Raw genomic sequence first — 15,567 nt, forward strand, 5'->3', positions numbered from 1 at the left:
CCAGCGAATAGCGATGCGAAGAACGAGAGGGAAAGAGAGGCATTGAGGGTGTTCACTTTTTTCTGCTGACTTGCCTGATGGCACCAACAGGAGATCTTAGATGAGACACTTCATGCTTCTCTTTCTGCCACTTCTTATACTTGGTGGAACGGTAAACGCACAAACACAAAACGGTCTTGTTCCTTTTGATTGTCCCGATGTGCCCATAGTTGAGTTTCAATTTGATTTAGACCGCAGCACCATCGCGTTGATTATGGAAGACACCGACCCTAGTATCGTTCCGCTGTTCAACGCGTTAGCGCACCTACACCTCCGCAACTACAAGGCAAGCCATTTTGACAAGATACTTTGGTACTACAGAACTATCTTGAAAGCACGAGGGTGGAGCGCGTTCGAGAAAAGCGCGAACTTTCACCTGTACACTCTCACACAAAACGAGATCGTTATCGGTATCTTTGTGGCTGTCAAAAGCGGAGAGGAGATGTATCTGATAAATATAGACGGTCGGCTCACGCCAAAACAGGTCAGCAAACTCTTGGGAGATCTCAGTATACTCGGCATTGAGATACCTGAACTAAACGCTTTCGACGCACGGTCTGATGCTGTGTTCTCTACAGTCTTGCTTCGGACGCCCGAAGGTGACCCGATTCATGAGGTGCGAATTCAAACAAATCAGGAAATCGCTGAACCCCAAATTAGAACGATGCTTGAGGAGGGGCCGGATGAAATCATCGCGGCTATGGCGACCTTGCGTGGTAAACTCCCGGATACTCAGACACTGACGGTGAGGATTGACACGGAAGGTAGCGAACGCATCGCAACAATTATGGTCACAACAGGATCTTATTCGCGAAGTTTGTCAACCTCGCTAGGGATGCCCCCCGATGAAATTACACAGGAACAAGCAACCCCAACACGATTTCGGACTGCCGAGGGTGAACCGATTCACGAAATCCGTATCCAAGGCAATCGGAAAATTACCGAGGCGGAGGTTCGAGCTGCCCTTGACGAAGCACCGGAGAACATCGGAAAAGCGATTGACACTTTGAAGGAAGCACTGCCCTATTTTAGTCGAGTTGCCCTGCAGATTGAAGAGGATGGCACGAAGCGCGTTGCGACAGTTACCGTTGCAGAAAAAGCGCTTTCTTCCGACTATTATTTCCATGCGACGCCACTTGTTCAATTTAATCGCGTCACTGGATTTTTACCTGCTGCGCGTTTTGAAGTGGGAAAGCGGAGGCAGATGGGACCCCTCTGGATGTGGTACATCCCAAGTTCGGTTAGAACCAATCTGACAAAACTATCGGGGGATATCGGCTACGGATTTGGGAATCGGTATATCAATTACCGGGTAGGTGGGGATATGATATGGGGTGAACCAGACATCTCAACTCTAGGTGTTTCCGCCCAAATCTATCGTGCGGCAAACGTCACCGCCCCGAATCTCTTACCACACTATAACAATTTGTCGACTGCTTGGGCTAACCTTTGGGGCGCACCTCAGGTACATAACTACTATTTGAGAGAAGGTATTGAGATGTCGTTGCAATGGAAGCCGGTGGGGCCAACGCATTCTCTCAAATTGATGATGTGCGCCGAGTCACATGAGAGTCTGCACAAGACTACAGATTGGTACATCGGGAATTGGTCTTCAGAATTGAAGGCGCGAGAAAATCCACCGATAACCCCCGGCGGATTGCGAAGTGTTACGTTACGATACGATTTAAGTACGCACAGAAACCGTAACATCGGTTGGCGCAATACCCTGCTTGTCGAACACAGCAGCCCTGGTGTCGGTTCCGATTTTGATTTTACACGATTTCAGCTACAGCTGCGATATGCGGTGCCGAGAGGTAACAATCTCATCCGCACCCGGTTGGTGTTGGGGGCTGCCACGGGAACGCTGCCGATTCAACGCCAATTTATGCTTGGAGGGGCGGGAACGCTTAACGGGTATCCACCCTATACGTTCACAGGGGCCCACGGTGCGCTGCTCAATATACAATATTTATACCGACTCTCGAATCTATATCATTGGGGGTTTCTGAAAGAAACGTTTGTTGTGTTGTTCCTGGATCAAGGACAAATCTGGAATCCGTCTGACAAACCGCACCGCTTTGACCCAAAGACGAGTGTTGGCATCGGTTGGCAATCTGGGGAGGATTATCCTTTCAGATTTTATGTTTCTAAATCCTTGGAGTCAGGGCGGAAGGCTGAAGTCATTTCAACATGGTATTATAGTTTCTAAGGTTATAGAATGCCTCAATATACAAACCGCGCACTACTCATCTCTTTAGGGTTGCACCTCATTTTAGCCGTTATGGTTGTTCCTATTCTGGTTCAGCCTTCCGATGAGATGAGGGATAGTTCGGCTGTAAGCCTGCTCGAAGTGAAACCGGTTCAGCGGGCGCGGCAACGCATATTGCGCCAATATCAGCCACCGATTCAAAAAATCCACCAAGCGAAACCTGCGAAACCATCAGCCGCCTCACTTGCTTCGCTGACTAATACGGTGCGGGGATCTGCCCCTAAAGCCCCGGTGCATCTTGATGTCGCTCCAGCCTTGGTCATTCATGCCGATCTGCCGGAAACGGGCGCACCAGCGCTACCGAATGCCGGTCTTGGCAGAGGTGCCGCTGGAAGCGGCATTGTGGGGATTGGTAGAAGTCATGGCACAAGTATTGACAGACTTGGACGCGGCGTTCCGGGTGGAAACGGTGTCGGGCAACGATTTGCAAGTCTTACTGGGGTAGATGACTTGGAGTTGGGAAATTTTGTGAGCACTTCCACAGGGCTTGGTATCTTTGATACAGCCACGATGTCCGGGCACGGTTTGGTTGGAACTGTTTATGTTCGTGATGCTCCTATTCCTCAGGTGGACCTTTTTGAACGTTGTTTCACACCATCTGGGAGACTCTTTCGGATGCCTGTCTTTAAACACCTGACGCCAGTTTATACCTTTATCACAGGCACCCTAAATGTGTCGCCGAGAAACTATACAGAAGGTTTTTCAACGGCGAAGATGGAATCTGTTGTTGACAATTTCGCAATTCGTTTTCGCGGCAAGCTCGCTATTGAGACACCCGGTATTTATACGTTTGCCCTGAACTCTGATGATGGTTCAAAGCTGTACATCAATCGGAATCTCGTTGTTGACAACGATGGGATTCATCTGCCGCGGTACGTTCGGGGGAGCCTGAAGCTCGCAGCGGGGATGCATCATATTGAAATTCACTACTTCCAAGGATGGCCCTACCAGATCGCCCTGCAATGGTTCTATCAACCACCGAATGGCGAAGAACAGATTGTGCCACCCGAAAAGATCTACCTCCCGGAACTACCCCGCGTTCCGAATGCGTTGATAGGACTACAGAATCGATTAAAAAAGATCCAGGATCAGAAAGTGCAATAATCATGAGTGCGGTGTAAAACCAAAAGGGATGGAATTGTTGTGAGGTTTCTCACGAGTGATGTGATAGTGGATACGGATCGCACGATTCCTTCACAACTTGCCTGATGGCACTAACATGAAATTTTAGATGAGACACTTCACGCTTCTCTTCCTCTCACTCCTCATACTTGGTATCGCGACGAACGCACAGCCACAAAGTGGTCGTGTCCCCTTCGATTATCCCAATGAGCCTTTTGTCGAGTTTCGATTTGATGTGGACCGCAGTATGATTGCGCTAGTCATGGAAAGCATGACCGCCGATGCTGCCTCGCTATTTAACACGCTGACTCGCCTACACCTCCGCGCCTACAAGGCTCGTCATTTTGACAAGATGCTTGGCCATTACGGGACGAACTTGAAAATACGAGGGTGGAGTGCGCTAGAAACAAACGAAAACTATCACCTATTTACCCTCACGCAAAGCGAAACCGTTATCGGTGTCTTTATAATTGTCAAAAGCGTCAAGACGGTGTATCAGCACAGTGGAGACACGGGCGGGAGGGCGCTGTATCTGGTAAATATAGACGGTCGGTTCGCGCCAGAACAGGTTAGCGAACTCGTGGGTAATCTAAATCAAGTTGGCGTTGACATACCTGAACTGAGCATATTCGGTGCACAGAGCAATACCGCATCCACTTCAACCCTGCTTAGGATGCCCGAAGGCGACCCGATTCATGAGATGCAAATTCAAGCCAATCAGACAGCCATTGAACCACAAATTAGAACAGTGCTTGAGGAAGGTCCAGATGAAATCGTCGCGGCCACCGCAACCTTGCGTAGCAAACTCCCGGCTATTCAGACCCTAACAGTCCAAATTGATATAGAAGATAACAAACGCATCGCAACAATTATTGTCACAGTGGGACCGGATTCGGAAGGTTTACCAACCACGTCAATAACACATACCGATGAAACCCCACGGGCACAAACCTCACCGACGCGGTTTCGGACTTCTGAGGGTAAACCAATTCACGAAGTCCGGATTCGAGGCAACCAAACAATCAGTGAAGCGGATATTCAAAGTGGTCTTGAAAACGGACCCGAGGATATCGTAAAAGCGATTGCCTACGTACCCTTGCCCGATTTTAATCGGGTCGTCGTAGAAATTGAGGGCGACGATACGAGACGTATCGCAACGATCATCGTCATAGAACAACCCGATACGAAGGGGTTACGCCGCCCCTCAATTACGGGGCTTTGGACCGCCGCTGGCGACCCAATACACGCAGTCCGTATTCAAGGCAATCAGAAAATCAGTGAGGCTGAGATTCAAGATGTTCTTGAAAACGGACCTGACGAAATCGAAAAAGCGATTGACAATTTGAGAGACGCACTGCCCTATTTTAGTCGGATTTCCCTACAGTTTGAGAATGACGGTAGGAGACGTGTTGCAATAATTACTGTTGTGGAAAGAAGGCTCTCGTCGGATTATTATTTCCATGGGATTCCACTCGTTCGGTTTAATCGTGTTACCGGTTGGCTGCTTGGTGCTCACCTTGAAGCAGGAAAACGGAGGCAGATAGGTCCACTCTGGATGTCGAACATCCCCAATGCTGTTAGAGCGTATCTACCAAAACTCTTTGGCGAGGTCGGCTATGGGTTTGGTAATCAGGATCTCAATTACCGGGTAGGCGGAGATATGATATGGGGTCAACCCGACCTATCAAGTATAGGCGTCTCCGCTCAAATCCATCGCGCTACAACTGCCGTTGCTCCTGAACTCTTCCCACACTATGGCGGTGTGTCAGATGCTTTCTGGGCGCTCGGATTTCATAACTACTATCTGAGCAAAGGTATCGAAACGTCGTTTCGATGGGAGCCGGTAATCCCAACGCATTCGCTCAGATTGACGATGCGTGCCGAGTCACATCAAAGCATAGAAAAAACTACAGATTGGCAATTCGGAAACTGGGGTTCAGACTCGGAGGCGGAAGAAAATCCTCCGATAACCCCTGGCCAAATGCGGAGTGTGACACTGATATATAATTTAAACACCCGGCAAAACATTGGCGCGCACACTACCCCACAAATATCTTCGACAGGAGTCGTTGTACCTTTGCAAAACAGTAACCTTGGCTGGCACAATACCCTGTTCATTGAACATAGTAACCCCGCTGTCGGTTCCGATTTCGATTTTACACGATTTCAGTTACAACTGCGATATGCCGTTTCAAGAGGGGATCATCTTATCCGTACACGGTTAGTGTTGGGGGCTGCCACAAGTGCACTGCCGATTCAACGCCAATTTATTATTGGGGGCAGGGGAACGCTTAGTGGTTATCCGCTGTATGCGTTTGCAGGCGATCACGTCTCCCTACTCAATTTGGAATATTTCTACCGTCTGCCCATACCCAATCCAAACGGCTGGGAGTGGTTAAACCACCTGAAGACGCTTGTCGTACTGTTTCTTGATCAAGGACAGGTCTGGAACATGTCTGACAAGCCGTACCGCTTTGACCCGAAAACAAGTGTCGGTATAGGACTACAGTTTGGGCAGGAGTCTCCTTTCAGATTTAACTTGTCCAAACCCTTGGAATCCGAGCGGGGAGTTAAATTCGATCTGATGTGGTATTCCAGTTTTTGATAAGACAATTGAATGCAGTGATATACAAACATCTGAAAGGTAACCATCAACTATGTCTGAAATCCAACTCCGTCCCGCTCATGGAGAAACAAACGCTGCTGCTCGCGTTATCGCGCAGCATGTTGAACCCACCCCTTTGAAGAAAGAGAAAGCGTTTAGTGAGTCCCTGAACGCGGATATATATGTCAAATACGAATTCCTAAGCCCCGTCAAATCCTTTAAGATCCGGGGAGCATTGAATCTGGCTTGCGCGCTTGCTAACGGTAAAAACGTGTCAAGAGTTATCACCGTCTCTACAGGGAATCACGGCGCTGCCATGGCGTTCGCTTGCAGGGAATACAACCTTCAACTCACCGTTGGCGTGCCCGTCAACTGCGACCAGAGTAAACTTGAATTGATTCGTCAATTTGGTGGAGAGTTAGAGATGATTGGACGAGATTTAGACGAAACCAAGGAACTGCTCCAGCAACGTCCACTCTCACCGGATACCGTCTTTATTGAGGATGGATCCAGTCCCGAAATCGTTGCCGGCACCTCCACAATCGGGTCGGAAATTGTTCAGCAATTACCCAACGTAGAAGTCGTCATTGTGCCGGTTGGGAACGGTGCATTAATCGGTGGAATTGGGACGGCACTCAAAGAATTCAACCCGGCAATACAGGTAATTGGTGGTATGGCGTTATCGTTTGAGGCGGGACACGCGGTGGACACGGAAAGTTGCGATACCTTTGCCAGCGGAATGGCAGTACGAGTCTCAATTCCGGAAGCTGTGGATCTAATGTTAGCGGTTGTCGATAAGATGCACATGGTTTCCGAGACAGAGTTGAAAGAAGCGATGGGGACTTTCTATAATCATACCGGACATCTGCCGGAGGGCGCTGGAGTCGCTCCCCTAGCCACAGCATTAAAGATGCGCACCGGTCTGGAAAACAAGACCGTCTGTCTAATCGCTTCAGGCGCCAATGTGGATGACACACTGCGGCAAGAAATTAAAGAAAAATTTGTGTAAACTGTTGTATAATATATAATTATCCTGAATAATAATCTATCCTTGCGAAGATTCGACACTACTTGCAAGGTTCCACAAGGAGAAATATCATGCCAGATTTCAAAGATAAAATCGTAATTGTCACCGGCGGTGCCAGAGGCATCGGTGGAGGTATCAGTCGGGCCTTCGCTGAAGAAGGTGCTAGCGTCCTCTGCGCGGACTTGGACGAAGACTCCGGGGCACAGCTCGTGGAAGACTCTGCAAGCATGGAAGGAACCGTTCGTTTCGTGCGAGCAGATGTTGCCCACAGCAGCGAGTGCCAAGGGGTTGTCGCAACAGCGGTGTCAGAATGGGGTGGGGTGGATGTCCTCTGCAACAACGTCGGCATCCAACCTGCGAATAGCTATCTACCCGCTCACGAGTTCCCGGAGGAGATGTGGGATCGCATCATTGATGTCAATCTCAAGAGTTTCTTCCTCATGACCAAATACTGTGTGCCGGAGATGAAGAAGCGTGGGGGTGGTGCTATCATCAATACCGCCAGTGTTCAGGGATTACAGTCGATGCTAGGCGTGTCGGCTTATGCGGCCAGTAAAGGTGGTGCTCTCTCCCTGACCCGTCAGCTTGCTCTAGAGTACGCCGAAGACAATATTCGCGTGCTGGCAGTCAATCCCGGAACAATCGACACACCATTGGTAGCGGAGGCTGTGGACTTCATGGGCGGTGACTTGGAGAGTCTCAAGAAACTATGGGGCAAGGCGCATCCAATGGGACGCATCGGACAACCCAGAGAGATTGCCAACGTCGTGCTGTTTCTCGCTAGCGACAAAGCGTCGTTCATGACCGGCGAATATGTTTGTGTTGATGGCGGAATGATGGCAAAAGGTGCTTGGGCGGACAGCGAGTGAGGCTGAACCTGGGATGAGGAGAAGCCGTGATGAATAACTCCCAGATGTTGACCGACGGAATTTCTGATGAGCGCGCTTGGCGAGCGAGTACCATCGATGATACTACAGCTTGGTACTACCCGTTATCCGAGGGGTGTCTCTCCAGTTTCAGACGCATCATCCGCGACGCACATCGTCAGTCGCGACCGATTACAGAGATTTACCGTCCGTCTGCCTTGTCCAATGGAGGTGGCGAATGCCTTCAGCCGGCACTTGATGCGCTCAATTCAGGGCGTGGTTTTGCTATCGTTGAACGGGTGCCAATCGAACAGTATGCGGTACAAGAAGCATTGGCCATGTACTGGTTAGTTGGTCAATTCCTCGGTTCTCCCATGGAGCAGAACATTCAAGGAACGCTGCTGTACGATGTGCGAGATACGGGGCAAAATGTGGCGCAAGGGGCTCGGTTTTCGGTGACCAATGCTGAGAGTTCGTTTCATAACGATAACTCCTTTGGTGAAACATTGCCTGAGCTGGTAGGATTACTCTGCCTACACACGGCAAAATCTGGCGGACAGAGCCAACTTATCAGTGGTTACGCGCTCCACAATGAACTGCTGGAGAATCACCCCGATGTTCTCGAAACCCTCTATCAGCTGTTCTGTTTTGATCGTCGAGGACAGTTCAAAGCCGGGGAGTCCCCAACGTCTCAATTTCCAATCTTCTCGTGGAGTGACGGCGAACTGACGCTCCGATACCTGCACTACTACATCCAAGTGGGTCATGAGCGTGCTGGCAAGAGGTTGACCACAGATCAGAGAAGGGCACTGAAAGTTGTCGAAGGGTTGCTATGTCGCGCAGATTTCAGAGTGGAGTTCAACCTACAGCCCGGACAGATGCTATTTACTAACAACCGCTGGATCCTGCATAATCGCACCGCGTTTGAGGACTATACCGATCCGGAACGCCGGCGCCATTATGTGAGACTGTGGTTGCGACAGCACGGCTAAATGTAGAAAGGAAAAAGGGATGATTCGTATTATCATTGATGGTGCTTGTGGGAAAATGGGCAAGATGATTACACAAGGTGTTTCAGAACAAGAAGATATGCAGATTGTCGGTGCTATCGAATTCTCTGAGCATCCGCAACTTGGGCAGGATGTGGGAGAAATCGCAGGAATAGGGGCAATCGGTGTGCCTGTTACCAGCGATCTGCCTGCGATTCTGGATGGGGGCGATGTTGTGATTGAGTTCACATCGCCCAGTGCAACCATCGAACATCTCCAGAACGTAGTGGACGCTGGAAAGCGTATGGTCATTGCAACAACAGGATACGATGACGAGGAACTAGCGCAGGTAAACGCGCTCGCACCGCAGATCCCGTGCGTGATGGCATCCAACATGAGCGTCGGCATCAATGTCATGTTACAAGCTATTCAGCTCGTTGCGAAGGTGCTTGGGGACGACTACGATGTTGAGGTTATTGAAGCACACCATAACCAGAAGGTAGACTCGCCGAGTGGGACTGCCCTAACGATGGCTGAGGTCCTCGCTGAGACACTAGGCAGAGATCTTTCAGAAGTCGGAGTGTACGGTAGACATGGCATTGTCGGAGCCCGACCCAAAAAAGAGATCGGTGTCCACGCCATTCGAGGGGGAGACCTCGCCGGCGATCACACAGTTCTATTTGTGGGTACAGGCGATCGTCTCGAAATAACACATCGCGGTCAAAACCGTGAGCCGCTTGCGCGGGGAGCGATTCGTGCAGCACGGTGGGTGATGAATGCACCAAAGGGCTTGCATGACATCGCGGAAGTCCTGTTCTGAAGGTGAAACGAGATTAAAGGGAGGCATCTTGACTGCCAACGGCGAGGCGAGTGGTAAATGGCTTCACTTGCGCATTTGTCTGTCCCGGATGTTGGCAATTTCTTGCATAATCTGCTCCCCCATCTGCCGGTATAACTCGCGTTTGTCCTCAATTTGTCGCACCTCTGTGAAATCAATGGGGGTGCCAAAGGTTACGGTGAGTTGAGCAGGATGAATCCATTTCGCATTGCGGGGCAGTATCGTTCCCTTGATATAAGCGGGAATAGCGGCAACATCCGCATTCTGAGCGATGAAACTGACACCGCCATGGGGCTTGCCCAGCGTACCATCGACACTGCGTGTGCCTTCGGGAAAGATGAGGACTACGTTTCCTGATTTCAGGAGAGAGATGGTGTGTCGAAGCGCAGCACGATCTGCCGTGCCACGTCGCACCGGATACGCATTGTGCGCAGCGATCAGCGGACCTATTAGTGGCATTTCAAAAGAATCATGCCTTGCCATAAAGTACAACTCTCGGTTCGCCGCGGAGCCAACGATGAAGGGGTCGAAATAGCTCACATGGTTACATAAGATTAAGGCACCACCTTGCTTCGGAATATTCTCATTACCGTGAGATTCCAATTTACCAAAAAGATTAAAGACAAAATTAGTGATTCGGTGTGACCAGCGATATGGAAGTTGATCTGTCCAGAATCCGAAGTCGTGACGTCGCATTAGCCTGCCTCTACTCGGTTGAGAACGAAATCTACGGCTTGGTTAATGGTCATATTGGTTGTGTCTACGACGATTGCATCTGCGGCGGTTCGCAAGGGACTGTGCTCACGGGATTCGTCCATCTGATCTCGTTCGCAAATCTCTTGTTCGACCTGGTCCAATGTCGTCTCAATGCCCTTTGCTTTCTGTTCCGTAAAGCGACGCCTCGCGCGCTCTTCAACAGAAGCGTTGATGTAGAACTTTAGATCCGCGTCCGGGAACACAACGGTCGTTACGTCCCGTCCCTCGACGATGATACCACCTTTTTCACCAATCCGACGCTGTTGTTTCACCATTTCATGCCGTACTTCAGGTATCTTTGCAATATTAACGATGGCACGGTCAATTTCTGGGGTGCGAAGAAAATCCGACACATCTTCCCCGTTCAACAGGGTAGTCTTACCGTTGTCTATGAAATCTATCCGGCAGCGCTTCGCCAGTTTGGTTAACCGAGGCACATTCGTCGAATCTCCCCCTTCTCGGAGGGATAATAGCGTCATCGCACGATACATCGAGCCTGAATTCAGATAAAGATAGTCTAACTTTTCAGCGAGCTGTTGGGCGATCGTACTTTTTCCCGATCCGGCGGGACCATCCATTGCAATCGTTAGCCGGTTCTTCATCATTCCTCCAGAGTGTCCCTGAGTATTTTTGCGTGTGCCAAGAGTCGTTCAATTTCAGCATCGTCTCGGTTTTCGAGTAAGGTTTTGAATGCAGCGAGATTTTGGATTGTTGAATCAATCATCGGTAGCAGTGAGTGGGCATTCTGCATGAAGATTGCCCTCCAAAGTTGTGGTGAACCCGCAGCAATGCGCGTTGTATCGCGGAAACCGGTGGCAGCAAAATCCAGTGCTTTTACCGTGTCGTTGCCGATTTCTCCCACTGTGTTTGTTAGAATAGAAGCAATGAGGTGGGGAAGGTGGCTCGCACCCGCAATGAGCATATCGTGTTCAGTCGGAGAGAGATGACAGACCTGCATGTCAACAGATTGCCAAAGGGATGTGACAAGTTTCAACGCCTGTGGGTCGGTGTTGTCCGTTGGGGTAACAATACATTTTGCACCGTCAAACAGGTCTGGGCGTGCCGATGCGACGCTCGTCTTTTCTGAACCAGCCATCGGATGTGATCCAACAAAATGCAAACCCCTAGCGGTTAAGAGGTTTTCAATTTCCTCGACGATTTGACCCTTGATGCTGCCAACATCAGTGATTATTAAAGGTCGGGGGTCAGATGTCCGAATTTCTGCGATACGCTGCACCATTTCGGGAATAAGATCGACCGGTGTGCCAACGACTATCAGATCCGCGTCACCAACTCCAGCGTGGAAATCGGTGGTCGCATTGTCAACCGCACCCCGTTCGAGCGCGATGTCGAGCGTCTGCATCCGCCGACCGAGTCCGGTAACCTCTCCACGGAAACCCTTGGCTTTCAATGCCAACCCTAGGGATCCGCCGATTAAACCGACACCTAAAATGGTAATGTTTCTAATCTGACTAAAGTCTGCAAACATTTTTTCCCATGCTCGCTCTCCATGATGTACTTCAAAGATTGTATAAATTACCGGTGTATTTGTCAAGCGCTTTTTCAACATGATGCGTGATCTGCGAGATGTGAATTTGGTCTATTGGAATCACGCAATTTAACGCGATTTTTTTAGAATAAAACGGAGGTTCCTAAAGGGACATTGAAAAACCTAGAATTTAAAGCAAACTGTGAGTCACTTGATGTGCTTCGCCAACGTCTTGCCAATCTCCAAGCTGAGCATCGCTGCACAATGAAACAGCTTGATACCTATTTTAGCGTTACCCAAGGCAGGTTGAAGCTGCGGGAGATCAATACCCACGAGGCAGAACTCATCTACTACGAGCGCTCCGACCTTGCAGAATCACGCTATAGCAATTATCAGATATGCGATATCCCCGAACCGATGGCTTTCAAGCAGATCGCGGCTATGGCTTTGGGAATCAAGGGTGTTGTTGAGAAGCAGCGGGAGTTGTGGATGTTTGGCGACACCCGCATCCATCTGGATGAGGTAAAAGATCTCGGTCAGTTTGTCGAATTAGAGACAGTGATTCACAACCAAACGGAAGCGGAAGCACAGGCGGAACATCAGCTTGTGAAAAATACACTTGGAATTAAGGAAGAGGATCTGGTCTCTATCTCGTATAGCGATTTGGTTTGAAAATCGATGGTATATACCTGACGCAAGTTGCTAGGGGTAAAGACTTGTGGAGGTCGATTATCCAAAATCGACATCTAGGTATCGAGTTGTGAATCTCGACCTACTATGGTGAATTAGAGAAATAAGTGGACATTTCCCAAAGTCCCCCTGATAAGGGGGATTTAGGCCTAATCTGTACATGTGCATCGGCAGTGTCTAAGTAATTCTATAATCTACCATAAATCGGAGGATAACGTGATTGATTGGAACAGATGGCGAAAACAGTTTCCCGTTACAGAGAAATATATCTACCTGAATCACGCAGGGGTTGCCCCGCTCCCGTTGTGTGCCCATCAGGCAATGGGACATTTTTTGGACGACGCCACCGATAACGGTGCGGTCAATTCCAAACACTGGGAAGCTACGGCTGAGAGATGTCGCGCAAACGCTGCCAAACTCATCAATAGTGATGTTGACGAAATTGCATTTATGAAGAACACCTCGCAAGGTATCATCATCGCTGCAAATGGGATCGATTGGTGTGAAGGGGACAACGTCGTGACAACGGCGGTGGAATTTCCTGCGAATGTCTATCCGTGGTGGAACCTAAAGCGTCTCGGGGTAGAAACACGAATGGCGCCGGAACGGGACAGACGGATCCACATCAGAGATATTGAGGCGGCGATTGACGAGCGGACGCGGTGCGTGACCATCAGCCACGTTGAGTTTGCATCGGGCTTTCGGAATGACATCGCGGCGATAGGCGACATCTGCCGAAAAAAGGGAATCTGGTTTGTAGTAGACGCCATACAGAGTGTCGGCGCCATTGACTTAGACGTGCAGGCGTGCAACATCGACATCCTTGCTGCCGATGGTCATAAGTGGCTGCTCGCACCTGAAGGCGCGGCAATCTTCTACTGTGCAAAAGAGAAGCAGGATGCGTTAATTAACACAAACGTCGGTTGGGCAGGTGTTATCAATCCGAGAGATTTTCTGAACTACGACTTCACACCCCAACCAGCAGCGACACGCTTTGAGGAGGGGTCGTACAACAGTGTCGGCTTGTATGGACTGGACGCAGCTATAGAATTGCTGCTGGAGGTTGGAATTTCGAATATTGAGCAGCGAATCTTAGATCTAACAGATCGCCTCATTGACGGACTCCGATCAAAGAACTACCGGCTGCTGACCCCCACAGGAGAGTCTGAGCGTTCCGGTATTGTGGTATTTGAAAGTGATCGACATACATCAGCCGATCTGGTTGAACGGCTCAGGGGTGAAAACGTCATCGGGGCAGAGCGGGCTGGCGTCCGTCTATCACCACATTTCTACAACTCGGAGGTGGAGATAGATCAGGTTTTGGGGTTGCTGCCATAGCCACAAAGTGTCTCCCTATCAGCTGGCGGTGGTATTTACTCCGGTAGGAGGGATTTCCGAATCTCGACAACTCACTGAATGCCCCTAATCAGTCCGAAATTTCTGTTGCAGAAAGATAGTGGTTGGCGTATAATAATCTCAGTTGTGACCCTGATTGGAAAGGTCTGGCCATCACAAGCTGACCTCTATCACCCCCAAGGATAAACAACCGATTTGAAAACAGAGGAGGGGTAGCAGATGTACCCGAAGGACAATCTCGCATATTTCATTTTAGCTGGCATTGCAGCCTTAGGTCTAACACCGTTGATTGTAAGTGCTGAAGCACAGGCACAGATTGCCTTCACGTCTGAGAGAGATGGAAACAGGGAAATCTACGTGATGGATGCCGATGGGGGTAATCAACAAAGACTCACCAATAGCCGCCTTGTGGACTGGGATCCCTCATGGTCTCCAGACGGCAGACACATTGCCTTTACCGCTAATGGGCGGCCTGGAGACTGGGGAGCTAGGGGTGGAGACTTGGAGATCTACGTGATGGATGCCAATGGGAGTAATCCGCGAAAACTCACCAATAATCTCCGTCAGGACACTGATCCTGCGTGGGCCCCTGACGGTAAGCGCATTGCTTATACTTCCACCATAGATAGGAACAAGGAAATCTACGTGATGGACGCCGATAAGGGATGGGAACGAGGTAAACCGCGAAGACTCACTAACAGTGGTGACGTTCACATTCATAACTGGGATCCGTCATGGTCTCCTGACAGCGAACGCATTGCTTTTACATCTAACAGGGATGGGAACTTGGAAATCTACGTTATGGACACCGATGGGGGTAATCAGCGAAGACTTACTAACAGTGGTGACATTCATATTCATAACTCGAAACCCTCATGGTCTCCAGACGGCAGACGCATCGCCTTTATGTCTGATCGGGAGGGGAACTCGAAAATCTACGTGATGAATGCCGATGGCGGGCAACAGCTAAACCGTACTAGAGATATGCATGGTGACGAACCCTCATGGTCTCCAGATGGTCAACGCATCGTCTTCGTTTCTGAGAGGGATGGGAACAAGGAAATCTACACGATAAACGCCGATGGCAGGAGGGACCCGCGAAGACTCACTAAGAATCGCCATAATGATACTGATCCTGCATGGTATAACCCTGCTGTTGCATTTGCAGTTGCCCCCGCAGATAAAAAAATTACGATGTGGGGGTGGTTCAAGCAGGTCGATCGATAACTGCCGTTATTGAGAAAATAGCGTTTGCTGAGATACGGGCGCGTATAGGGGCGAGTCATAAACACTGATGAGGGAGCGTAGACTTCAAGTACGATAATGTTGATATCTATACCCGTAGGTCGGGCATCCTGCCCGACTTATAAAGCCCCAGCGGGGCGATATGTGTATAGAACAACGATAAACCAATTCCCTCAAGCCCCAGCGGGGCGACAGGTGTGTCGTAAATTTAGTGATTTCTGAGAAGGGTCGGGTATGGAAACTTGACCTACAGGTTGTCTAGCAACTTGCGTTTTA

Annotated in this window: 13 protein-coding genes; 10 read left to right on the forward strand and 3 right to left on the reverse strand. The window is 49.7% G+C overall.

Annotation, left to right across the window (positions count from 1 at the left end; all coding sequences use genetic code 11):
• The first annotated feature begins 100 nt into the window (after window positions 1–100).
• The 7 genes from J4G02_19255 (at window position 101) to J4G02_19285 (ending at window position 9,737) form a co-directional block, all read left to right on the forward strand.
• Window positions 101–2,248: a BamA/TamA family outer membrane protein gene (locus tag J4G02_19255; protein MCE2396674.1), complete on the forward strand. Its 2,148-nt coding sequence runs from the start codon at window positions 101–103 to the stop codon at window positions 2,246–2,248.
• Between the two features lie 9 nt (window positions 2,249–2,257).
• Window positions 2,258–3,412 carry a hypothetical protein gene (locus J4G02_19260; GenBank protein ID MCE2396675.1) on the forward strand — a complete coding sequence of 385 codons (1,155 nt, stop codon included), beginning with the start codon at window positions 2,258–2,260 and terminating at the stop codon, window positions 3,410–3,412.
• A gap of 127 nt (window positions 3,413–3,539) precedes the next feature.
• On the forward strand, window positions 3,540–6,035 hold the full coding sequence (locus tag J4G02_19265) for a BamA/TamA family outer membrane protein (protein MCE2396676.1): 2,496 nt from the start codon (window positions 3,540–3,542) through the stop codon (window positions 6,033–6,035).
• A gap of 52 nt (window positions 6,036–6,087) precedes the next feature.
• The gene (locus J4G02_19270) at window positions 6,088–7,044 is read left to right on the forward strand and encodes a pyridoxal-phosphate dependent enzyme (GenBank protein MCE2396677.1); all 957 of its coding nucleotides are present in this window, start codon (window positions 6,088–6,090) and stop codon (window positions 7,042–7,044) included.
• A gap of 89 nt (window positions 7,045–7,133) precedes the next feature.
• A complete protein-coding gene (locus J4G02_19275) occupies window positions 7,134–7,931 on the forward strand; it encodes an SDR family oxidoreductase (GenBank protein MCE2396678.1) in 798 nt (265 codons plus the stop codon).
• A gap of 29 nt (window positions 7,932–7,960) precedes the next feature.
• Entirely contained in the window at window positions 7,961–8,920 is a 960-nt protein-coding gene (locus tag J4G02_19280; GenBank protein ID MCE2396679.1) for a TauD/TfdA family dioxygenase, read from the forward strand.
• 19 nt (window positions 8,921–8,939) lie between these two features.
• Entirely contained in the window at window positions 8,940–9,737 is a 798-nt protein-coding gene (locus tag J4G02_19285) for a 4-hydroxy-tetrahydrodipicolinate reductase (protein MCE2396680.1), read from the forward strand.
• A gap of 63 nt (window positions 9,738–9,800) precedes the next feature.
• On the opposite strand, the gene J4G02_19290 is transcribed toward J4G02_19285, so the two are convergent.
• Genes J4G02_19290 through J4G02_19300 form a run of 3 tightly spaced genes read right to left on the reverse strand, consistent with a single transcriptional unit; the run spans window position 9,801 to window position 12,081 of the window.
• Complete coding sequence (locus J4G02_19290; GenBank protein ID MCE2396681.1) at window positions 9,801–10,451, reverse strand: 1-acyl-sn-glycerol-3-phosphate acyltransferase; 651 nt, start codon at window positions 10,449–10,451, stop codon at window positions 9,801–9,803.
• Window positions 10,451–11,113, reverse strand: coding sequence for a (d)CMP kinase (locus J4G02_19295; GenBank protein MCE2396682.1), 663 nt, complete (start codon window positions 11,111–11,113; stop codon window positions 10,451–10,453). The genes J4G02_19290 and J4G02_19295 overlap by 1 nt, the downstream gene beginning before the upstream one ends.
• Window positions 11,113–12,081, reverse strand: a complete 969-nt coding sequence (locus J4G02_19300; GenBank protein MCE2396683.1) for a prephenate dehydrogenase/arogenate dehydrogenase family protein — start codon at window positions 12,079–12,081, stop codon at window positions 11,113–11,115. The genes J4G02_19295 and J4G02_19300 overlap by 1 nt, the downstream gene beginning before the upstream one ends.
• Window positions 12,082–12,174: 93 nt before the next feature.
• Between J4G02_19300 and J4G02_19305 the strand changes: the two genes are divergently transcribed.
• The 3 genes from J4G02_19305 (at window position 12,175) to J4G02_19315 (ending at window position 15,273) form a co-directional block, all read left to right on the forward strand.
• Window positions 12,175–12,672, forward strand: a complete 498-nt coding sequence (locus J4G02_19305) for a class IV adenylate cyclase (protein ID MCE2396684.1) — start codon at window positions 12,175–12,177, stop codon at window positions 12,670–12,672.
• 234 nt (window positions 12,673–12,906) lie between these two features.
• On the forward strand, window positions 12,907–14,028 hold the full coding sequence (locus J4G02_19310) for an aminotransferase class V-fold PLP-dependent enzyme (GenBank protein MCE2396685.1): 1,122 nt from the start codon (window positions 12,907–12,909) through the stop codon (window positions 14,026–14,028).
• A gap of 237 nt (window positions 14,029–14,265) precedes the next feature.
• The gene (locus J4G02_19315) at window positions 14,266–15,273 is read left to right on the forward strand and encodes a PD40 domain-containing protein (protein ID MCE2396686.1); all 1,008 of its coding nucleotides are present in this window, start codon (window positions 14,266–14,268) and stop codon (window positions 15,271–15,273) included.
• Window positions 15,274–15,567: the final 294 nt, after the last annotated feature.

The sequence above is a fragment of the Candidatus Poribacteria bacterium genome, assembly GCA_021295755.1.
GTDB lineage: Bacteria > Poribacteria > WGA-4E > WGA-4E > PCPOR2b > PCPOR2b.

Excerpts from the sequence above, each read along its gene's own strand:
- J4G02_19255 (MCE2396674.1), top strand. The coding sequence starts at position 101 with ATGAGACACTTCATGCTTCTCTTTCTGCCACTTCTTATACTTGGTGGA.
- J4G02_19260 (MCE2396675.1), top strand. The coding sequence starts at position 2,258 with ATGCCTCAATATACAAACCGCGCACTACTCATCTCTTTAGGGTTGCAC.
- J4G02_19265 (MCE2396676.1), top strand. The coding sequence starts at position 3,540 with ATGAGACACTTCACGCTTCTCTTCCTCTCACTCCTCATACTTGGTATC.
- J4G02_19270 (MCE2396677.1), top strand. The coding sequence starts at position 6,088 with ATGTCTGAAATCCAACTCCGTCCCGCTCATGGAGAAACAAACGCTGCT.
- J4G02_19275 (MCE2396678.1), top strand. The coding sequence starts at position 7,134 with ATGCCAGATTTCAAAGATAAAATCGTAATTGTCACCGGCGGTGCCAGA.
- J4G02_19280 (MCE2396679.1), top strand. The coding sequence starts at position 7,961 with ATGAATAACTCCCAGATGTTGACCGACGGAATTTCTGATGAGCGCGCT.
- J4G02_19285 (MCE2396680.1), top strand. The coding sequence starts at position 8,940 with ATGATTCGTATTATCATTGATGGTGCTTGTGGGAAAATGGGCAAGATG.
- J4G02_19290 (MCE2396681.1), bottom strand. The coding sequence starts at position 10,451 with ATGCGACGTCACGACTTCGGATTCTGGACAGATCAACTTCCATATCGC.
- J4G02_19295 (MCE2396682.1), bottom strand. The coding sequence starts at position 11,113 with ATGAAGAACCGGCTAACGATTGCAATGGATGGTCCCGCCGGATCGGGA.
- J4G02_19300 (MCE2396683.1), bottom strand. The coding sequence starts at position 12,081 with ATGTTGAAAAAGCGCTTGACAAATACACCGGTAATTTATACAATCTTT.
- J4G02_19315 (MCE2396686.1), top strand. The coding sequence starts at position 14,266 with ATGTACCCGAAGGACAATCTCGCATATTTCATTTTAGCTGGCATTGCA.